Here is an 8,090-nt window from a genome sequence, read left to right as displayed (position 1 = left end):
GCGCGCGCCCGCGCCGGGCGGCGCCAAGGCCGCGCCGACAGCCGCCGCCGAGGCAGCTGCCACGGTTGCAGCCGAGCCCATCATCGAGCCCGCCGCCGAGATCCGCAAACGCGTGGTCGCGCGTCAGGACGCGGCCCGCCAGGAAACCGCGTCGGTGCTGGCCGATATCGCGCGCCGCTACAAGGTCGGCGCGCCCGGCGAAGCGCACGAAGCCCTGCGTTCGGTCATCGACGAACTGTCTCCGGACGACGCGCAGGCCGTGCACCGCGCGCTGCTCGAGGCCAACACGACGCACGCGACGCGCAGCCGGCGCAATCCCGACGACGAGTTGGCGGTGGACTGGCGCGAGGGCATCTACCCCTACCGCCACCGCATGCTGCGCCGGAACTACGAAAAGCAGAAATACAAGCTGCAGGTCGAACTGCTGAAGCTGCAGGCCTGGGTCAAGGCCACGGGCCAGCGCGTGGTGATCCTGTTTGAAGGGCGCGACGCGGCGGGCAAGGGCGGCACCATCAAGCGCATGATGGAACACCTGAATCCGCGCGGCGCGCGCGTGGTCGCGCTGGAAAAGCCGTCGGACACCGAAAAGGGCCAGTGGTACTTCCAGCGCTACGTGCAGCACCTGCCCACCGCGGGCGAGATCGTCATGTTCGACCGCTCCTGGTACAACCGCGCGGGCGTCGAGCGCGTCATGGGCTTCTGCTCGCAGGACGAATACCTGGCCTTCCTGCGCCAGACGCCCGATTTCGAGCGCCATCTGGTCACCAGCGGCATCCTCCTGATCAAGCTGTGGTTCTCGGTCAGCCAGGAAGAGCAGCGCCGCCGCTTCCTGCAGCGCAAGGTGCATCCGCTCAAGCAGTGGAAGCTGAGTCCCGTGGACCTGGCGTCCCTGGACAAGTGGGACGACTACACCCGCGCCAAGGAAACCATGTTCGCGCACACCGACACGGCGGATGCGCCCTGGATCGTGGTGAAGTCCGACTGCAAGAAGCGCGCACGGCTCAACGCCATGCGCTACGTGCTTAGCCGCATCCCGTATGACGGCAAGAGCGACGACCCGCAGATGGCGCTGGACTCGCTGATCGTGGGACGCGCGCTGTAGGCCTTCACCCGCCCAGCGCCGCCAGGTTCAGCACGTGGCTGCGCCCGATCCACACGGCGCAGTCGCGGTGGTCGCGCAGCGAATGGCCGGTGTTGGGATGCATGAACACGTCCAGCGCGCCATGGTTCAGCGTCAGCCACGTCGCGATCTCGGCCAGGCGCTCCGGCGCGAACGCGATCTGGTAGCTCCATTGCGGATGCGGGCCCACGGGGCGCTCATGGAAGCGCCCCATTTCCATCCTGCCTTCGAATTGCGCGATCACCCGTTCGCGCAACGCGAACGCGGCATCGCGGCTGGCCGCGTCGAAGTACACGTGGGCATGCCAGCTGGCGACATCCGCCACGGCGAGATCATTCATGTTGTTCACCTGGTTCAGCCGCCCGCGCGCTTTGCGCGGTGGCCTTGTTTCGTCAGCGCGTCGATGATGCGGTCGCAGTGGTCTCCCTGCACTTCGATGACGCCGTCCTTGACGGTGCCGCCGGAACCGCAGGCCGTGCGCAGCTGCTTGCCCAGGACGCCCAGCGCCACGGGGTCCAGCGCCAGTCCCTTGACCAGCGTCACGCTCTTGCCGCCCCGGCCCTTGGTCTCGCGCGAGACGCGCGCCACACCGTCGCCGGCGGGCGCGGGGCGCGCGGCCTGTTTGCACAGGCACTGCGCAATCGGCTGGCGGCACTGGGGGCACATGCGGCCGGTCTCGGTGGAGTAGACCAGTCCGCCAGTAGCGCTGCGCTTCATTGCGGCTTGCCCCGCATCTGATCGATCAGCCGCCGGTCGCGCTTGGTGGGGCGACCGGCCTCGATGCCTAGCGCCGGTTCGGGCGCAAGGCGGCGCATTTCCGCGGCGCGTTCGCGCGCGGCGATGCTCTCCGGTGTTTCTTCGTACAGCAGGCGGGCGACCGGGGCCGGACCGCGCACGCCGCTGACGGCGACGACGCGCACCTGCACGGCGGGATCTTCCTTGCGCACCGTGATCACGTCGCCGGAAGCGACTTCGCGCGCGGGCTTGGCGGGCTGTCCATTGACGGAAACGCGGCCCTTGCCGATTTCCTGCGAGGCCAGGCTGCGCGTCTTGTAGAAGCGCGCCGCCCAAAGCCATTTGTCGAGTCGGATCTTGTCCATCCTGCGGGTTCCTGCGGAAAAACTGTCTAAGGCATCCATGATAGCCGCGCCCGCCGGCGCGCCGGCTTCCCTTGCACGCGCCCGTTTGCCGCAGGCAAAAAAAACGGCGCTCCGAAGAGCGCCGCAGGACCGGCTACGCGGCAACCGGGCCGGCAGGCCCGGCAGTACTCAATCCAGTTTCAGGCCTGCTTCCTTCACGACGCGCTGCCACTTGTCGATCTCGGCGCGGCGGAAGGTGTCCAGGTCGGCGGGCGTGGAACCGATGGGTTCCGCGCCGATGCCGGCCAGCTGCTCGGCGATCGTGGGATCCTTCAGCACCTTGGCCAGGGCCTGCGACACCTGGTCGACGATGGCGGGCGGCGTGCCGGCCGGCGCGAAGACGGCGTTCCATTCGTAGGTTTCGTAGCCCGGAACGCCGGACTCGGCGATGGTGGGCAGGTCGGGTGCGGTCTTGGAGCGTTCCAGGCCGCCGACGGCCACGGCGCGCAGCTTGCCGTTCTTCACGTGCTGCCAGGCCGAGCCCATGCTGGCGAACATGACGGGCACCTGGCCCGACATCACGTCGATCATGGCGGGGCCGCCGCCCTTGTAGGCGACGTGCTGCAGCTGGGTCTTGGCGAGCAGGTTGAACAGTTCGCCGGCCAGGTGCTGGGCGGAGCCGGGGCCTGCCGACGCGAAGTACACGTGGTCCTTGGCGCCGGGCTGGCCCAGCTTGATCAGGTCCGCCACCGACTTCACTTCATAAGAGGGCGTGACGACCAGCACATTGGGCACGCGCAGCAGCAGCGACACGGGCGCGAAGTCGGCCAGCGTGTCGAACTGCATCTTGCTGTGCAGGGCGGGATTCTGCGCGTGGTTGGACGCGTCCAGCATCAGCGTGTAGCCGTCGGGCTTGGCCTTGGCCACCACGGCGCCGCCGATCATGCCGCCGGCGCCGCCGCGATTTTCAATGACGACGGGCTGGCCGAGCTCGGCGGCCAGCTTGGGGCCGATCAGGCGGGCCACGACGTCCACGGTGCCGCCGGGCGGATACGTGACCACCAGCGTGACGGCGCGCTCGGGGTAGGCGGCATGGGCGGCGCCGGCCGCGCCGGCCAGCAGGCCCGCGGCGGCGAACAGGGCGCCGCGGCTCGCCAGGCGTTTGAACAGAGGGGTCATGGTGTGTCTCCTTGGAATTTGAACAGCCGCAGCGGCGTGTCCGCAAGCAGGACGCGCCGTTGCGCGGGGTCGTCGATCCAGGCGTCCAGCCACTGCGTCGCCGCGGGGTAGGACGCCAGGTGGCGGTGCTCGGTATGGGGCCAGTCGCTGCCCCACATCAGTCGTTCGGGCGTGTAGGCGTCCAGCAGCTGCTGCGCGGCCAGGCGGCCCGACGCGGCGCAGGCCGGCGCGGTCCAGTTGCGATAGGGGGCGGACAGCTTGACCCACACCTGGCCGCCGCCGGCCTGCCGCAGCAGGTACTGGAATCCGGGGTCGGAGACGCTTAGCGCGGGATCGGGACGGCCAAAATGGTCCACCACGACGCGGCAGCCGGCCGTCAGCAGGGCGGGCATCAGCCCGTCCAGGCGCGCCGCCTGCACATGCACTTCCACGTGCCAGCCCAGCGCGTTGACGCGTTCCAGCAGCGCCCGCCAGCCGGGCGTTTCCAGGGCCGGCAGGTCCAGTCCGAACAGGTTCAGGCGGATGCCGACCACGCCGGCATCGGCCAGCGACCGCAGTTCGGCGTCGGAGACCCCCGGCGCCACCACGGCCACGCCGCGCAGGCGCGCGGGAGCGGCGCGCAGCGCCTCCAGCATGTGGCTGTTGTCCGTGCCCAGGAAACTGGGCTGCACCAGCACGCCGTGGCTCAGCCCGTGCGTGTCCAGCAGGCCCAGGTAGTCGGCCAGCGTGGCGTCGTAATCGGGCGTGTGACGTCGCGTGTCGGCAAGCGCCAGGCCTTGCCGGAATACGTGCGCGTGGGTGTCGACGGCGGGGCCGGTGACGGGCGGGGGCAAATCGGTCTCCTGGTTCTGCGCGCCGGGCATGCGGCGGCGATGTTCTTCTGATAGCCGGGATTCTAGGGAGGCGATGTATAGTTTTCCATTCTGCAAACCTGCTTTTTATATATTGAATTGATATGGAAACCCGGCATCTGAGGTATTTCCTGGCGGTGGTGGACCAGGGCAGCGTCAGCCGCGCATCGGAATGGCTGGGCATTGCGCAGCCCGCGCTGAGCCAGGCGCTGACCCGCATGGAGAAAGACCTGGGCGTGCGGCTGTTCGACCGGTCGCGCCAGGGCACGACGCCCACGCCCGCCGCCGCGGCCATCCTGGAGGACGTGCGGGCCAGCGTGGCGCGCATCGACGCGGCGGCGCGGCGCGCACGCGAGATCGGACGCGGCAGCGCCGGCCAGCTGACGGTGGGGCTGGTGTCGTCGGCGCTGTTCGATACCCTGCCGCGCGCCCTGCGCGAGATGCGCAGGCAGGCGCCCGGCGTGCGCGTCATCCTGCGCGAGATGAGCAATGCCGAGCAGGCCGAAGCCCTGCAGACCGGTGAAATCGATATCGGCCTGATGCATACGCCGGTGGCGGTGGGCGGGCGCATGCGGGAACGCCAGTTGTTGCGGGACCGCCTGGTGGCCGCGGTGCCGGACGAATTCGACGTAGGCGCTGATGGCCAGGTGTCCATGGCGCAGATCGCGCAGGCGGGCCTGGTGATGTACCCGCAGGCGCAGTTGCCCGCGTTCTATGCGGGCATTCTCGATGCCATGCGCAAGGGCGGCCACGACGCGCACGTGGCGCAGGAAGCCAACCGCACGCTGACGGTGCTGTCCTGCGTGGCGGGCGGCTGCGGCGTGGCCCTGCTGCCCAGCTGGATCCGGTCCATCGGGTTTCGGGGCGTGCGCTTTTGCGAGGTGCGCGACGGCGAACGCCTGCCCAGTTTTGACCTGAGCGCGATCTGGCCGGCCCGCAGCGTGCCGACGCTGGCGGACCTGTTCGCCAATCTGGATCTGGGAGCCGCGTGAAACCGGCATCTTCTTTCAATTGGCATTCAACATCCTGCAAAACAACTTAAGCCAGGCTTAAGGCCGGTTTTTTGCCGGAACTTGGCACCGCCGCCGCATCTAACCAGGAACGTCTTTGCGAGGTTCCCGGCCCATGGATCTGAATTGGCAGCAGCAGCTTGCGGAAAGCGCGCTCTGGGTTGCGCGCGCATTCGGCCTGTCGGCCCTTGCGCTGGCCGTGGCCGCCTTCGTGCTGGCCCGGACCACCGGCTGGGGCCGCAAATTCTGGCGGCTGGCGTGGCCGTACCTGACGCCGCGGCGCAGCTGGCGGCCGCTGCTGACGCTGGCCCTGCTGCTGTTCCTGGCGATGTTCGCGGTGCGCATGACCGTGCTGTTTTCGTTCTGGTACAACGGCTTCTACAGTTCGCTGCAGGCCCTGGACCAGGCGGCGTTCTGGCGCTTCCTGGGCATTTTCGCGGTGCTGGCCAGCGTGCACGTGGTGCGCAGCCTGGCCGACAGCTACGTGGGCCAGGCTTTCGACATCCATTGGCGCGTGTGGCTGAATGAACGGCTGACGCGCGACTGGCTGGGGGCGGGGGCGTACTATCGCGGCCACTTCCTGCAGGAGCCCGTCGACAACCCCGACCAGCGCATCGAGCAGGACATCTCCCAATTCGTGACCGGCTCGCGCACGCTGGCCATCGGCGCGCTCAGCGCGATCGTGTCGCTGGTGGCGTTCACCGCCATCCTGTGGGGCCTGTCGGGCCCGCTGGCGGTGGGCGGCGTGGAGATTCCCCGCGCGATGGTGTTCGTGGTCTACCTGTACGTCATCGTCGCGACCTGGCTGGCATTCAAGATCGGCCGGCCGCTGATCAAGCTGAACTTCCTGTCCGAGCGCCTGACCGCGAATTTCCGCTATGCGCTGGTGCGCCTGCGCGAGAACGCCGAGAACGTCGCGTTCTACCAGGGCGAGGAAGTCGAACGCGCCACGCTCTGGACGCGGTTCACGTCCTACATCGCCAACCTGTGGGCGCGCGTGTACCGGGGCCTGAAGTTCGACGGCTTCAACCTGTCGGTCAGCCAGATCGCGGTGGTGTTCCCGTTCATCCTGCAGGCGCCGCGCTTTTTCAGCGGCGCCATCAAGCTGGGCGACGTCATGCAGACCTCGCAGGCCTTCGGGCAGGTGCAGGACTCGCTGTCGTTCTTCCGCAGCTCTTACGACGCCTTCGCGCAATACCGCGCGACGCTGGACCGGCTGAACGGATTCCTGGACGCCAACGAAGCCGCGCGCGCCTTGCCGTCGGTGGATACGCAGCCCTGTCCCGACGGCCTGGACATCGAGGGCCTGAACGTGTCGCGGCCCGACGGCGCGCGGCTGCTGCGGGACCTGGACCTGCGCCTGCGCCCGGGGCAGGCCCTGTTGATCAAGGGCCCTTCGGGCAGCGGCAAGACCACCTTGCTGCGCGCGCTGGCGGGCCTGTGGCCGTATGCCGAGGGCGCCGTGCGGCGGCCGCTGGGCGACGCCGCGCTGTTCCTGTCGCAGCGCCCGTACCTGCCCCTGGGCGACCTGCGCGGCGCGGTGGCCTATCCGGGACTGGCGCAGCCGGCGGACGATGCGCGCCTGGCGGCTGCGTTGCGCCAGGTGAACCTGGGCCATCTGGCCGGCAGGCTGGACGAAGTGCAGGACTGGTCGCGCGTGTTGTCGCTGGGCGAGCAGCAGCGCGTCGCGTTCGCGCGCGTGCTGTACAACCGGCCCGCGATCGTGTTCCTGGACGAGGCCACCTCGGCCACGGACGAAGGGCTGGAGCACATGCTCTACAGCCTGCTGCGCGATGCGCTGCCGGACAGCATGCTGGTCAGCGTGGGACACCGCGGCACGCTGGATGCGTTCCATACGCACCGCCTGGACCTGGACGGCGAGGGCGGGTGGAGGACCGGACCGATGGCGGCGGGCCGCCATGCCGACCCGCTGCGGCGCGAGGCCGCGTAGCGGGTGGGTATGAAGTGCGGCGGAACCCGCCGCACAGGGGGGGCCGCGCATGGCGGCCCGTGCGGACTCAGGTGCCGACGCGCAGCGGCCCGGTCAGTTTGCGCAGCGCCGCCACCACGCTTTGCGCGGTTATGCGGCCGGTCTTGGGATTGGCCGACGGGATGTTCTGGATTTCCATCGAGAACGCGGCCGAATCGGACACGACTTCGACGCGGTGCAGATTGCGTTCCAGGGACGGGTCGGCCCAGATTTCCAGCGTGGTGCGGTCGGGTCCGATGCCCGCCAGCGACACGCTGACGGCCACATTGAGATTGGCCGGAAAGCCGACCGCAGCTTCGCGCGGGGATCCGCGGAAGATCAGGCGCGGTTCGGTGATGCCTTCGATGTCGATGTTGTTGTCGGTGAGGTACGGCGCGCCCAGCAGGCCGCGCACCGGCTTGCGCGTGATCATCGTGACGGAATGGATCACGCCTTCGGCGGCGGCGGTGATGGCGTCCAGCCCCAGGATGGCGCCCGACGGCACGATGATCTGGCCGCCGTGCTGGCGGGCGATGTCGATCAGGTCTTCGTGGCGCAGCAGCGCGCCGGAGCTGAGCACCACCATTTTCTTGCCCGCGCGCAGCACGGGTTCGGCGATGTCGCGGAACACGGCCGCCGGCGCGCATTCCACGACCACGTCGCAGTGGTCGGCCCGCGCGCCGATCGTGGTGAACGTGGGCGCGCCGTTGGTCCATGCGAACGCGGGCGGCGTGTTGGGGTCGCGCACCGCGACCGCGGCGAGCGTCAGGCCGGGCAGGCCGGCATCCAGGGATTGCGCCACGGCCTGGCCGATGGCGCCGAAGCCGGCGATGCCGACGCGGTAGCTGTTCATGGGAATCCGGAAGGTTGGGCACGCGGCGG

At 69.2% G+C, this 8,090-nt stretch carries 9 protein-coding genes; 3 read left to right on the top strand and 6 right to left on the bottom strand.

Annotation, left to right across the window (positions count from 1 at the left end):
• Window positions 1-79: 79 nt before the first annotated feature.
• Window positions 80-1,102, top strand: a complete 1,023-nt coding sequence (ppk2, locus tag ABE485_RS30740) for a polyphosphate kinase 2 (protein ID WP_346519036.1) — start codon at window positions 80-82, stop codon at window positions 1,100-1,102.
• A 4-nt stretch (window positions 1,103-1,106) separates the two neighbouring features.
• On the opposite strand, the gene ABE485_RS30735 is transcribed toward ppk2, so the two are convergent.
• The 5 genes from ABE485_RS30735 to ABE485_RS30715 all read right to left on the bottom strand — a co-directional run bounded on the left by ABE485_RS30735 (window position 1,107) and on the right by ABE485_RS30715 (window position 4,241).
• Window positions 1,107-1,460 carry a DOPA 4,5-dioxygenase family protein gene (locus ABE485_RS30735; RefSeq protein ID WP_346519034.1) on the bottom strand — a complete coding sequence of 118 codons (354 nt, stop codon included), beginning with the start codon at window positions 1,458-1,460 and terminating at the stop codon, window positions 1,107-1,109.
• 14 nt (window positions 1,461-1,474) lie between these two features.
• On the bottom strand, window positions 1,475-1,837 hold the full coding sequence (locus ABE485_RS30730; protein WP_346519033.1) for a translation initiation factor Sui1: 363 nt from the start codon (window positions 1,835-1,837) through the stop codon (window positions 1,475-1,477).
• The gene (locus ABE485_RS30725) at window positions 1,834-2,220 is read right to left on the bottom strand and encodes an RNA-binding S4 domain-containing protein (protein ID WP_346519032.1); all 387 of its coding nucleotides are present in this window, start codon (window positions 2,218-2,220) and stop codon (window positions 1,834-1,836) included. Before ABE485_RS30725 ends, ABE485_RS30730 begins: the two co-directional genes overlap by 4 nt.
• Window positions 2,221-2,388: 168 nt before the next feature.
• Complete coding sequence (locus tag ABE485_RS30720) at window positions 2,389-3,378, bottom strand: tripartite tricarboxylate transporter substrate binding protein (protein ID WP_346519031.1); 990 nt, start codon at window positions 3,376-3,378, stop codon at window positions 2,389-2,391.
• Entirely contained in the window at window positions 3,375-4,241 is an 867-nt protein-coding gene (locus ABE485_RS30715; protein WP_346519030.1) for an amidohydrolase family protein, read from the bottom strand. The genes ABE485_RS30720 and ABE485_RS30715 overlap by 4 nt, the downstream gene beginning before the upstream one ends.
• Before the next feature lie 92 nt (window positions 4,242-4,333).
• Here ABE485_RS30715 and ABE485_RS30710 point away from each other — a divergent pair, with 92 nt between their 5' ends.
• Together ABE485_RS30710 and ABE485_RS30705 are read left to right on the top strand one after the other, a co-directional pair.
• Window positions 4,334-5,221, top strand: coding sequence for a LysR family transcriptional regulator (locus ABE485_RS30710; RefSeq protein ID WP_346519029.1), 888 nt, complete (start codon window positions 4,334-4,336; stop codon window positions 5,219-5,221).
• Between the two features lie 133 nt (window positions 5,222-5,354).
• Window positions 5,355-7,190: an ABC transporter ATP-binding protein/permease gene (locus ABE485_RS30705; RefSeq protein ID WP_346519028.1), complete on the top strand. Its 1,836-nt coding sequence runs from the start codon at window positions 5,355-5,357 to the stop codon at window positions 7,188-7,190.
• 67 nt (window positions 7,191-7,257) lie between these two features.
• Here ABE485_RS30705 and ABE485_RS30700 read toward each other — a convergent pair whose 3' ends face one another.
• Window positions 7,258-8,061 (bottom strand): aspartate dehydrogenase, encoded by an 804-nt coding sequence (locus ABE485_RS30700; RefSeq protein WP_346519035.1) that lies wholly within the window; start codon window positions 8,059-8,061, stop codon window positions 7,258-7,260.
• Window positions 8,062-8,090 lie beyond the last annotated feature (29 nt).

Origin of the sequence: Achromobacter spanius, assembly GCF_039673305.1 — a bacterium.
Taxonomy (GTDB): Bacteria; Pseudomonadota; Gammaproteobacteria; order Burkholderiales; family Burkholderiaceae_B; genus Achromobacter; species Achromobacter spanius_F.
The sequence above is the reverse complement of the archived record's forward strand: the minus strand, read 5'-3'. Positions and strand labels throughout refer to the sequence as shown.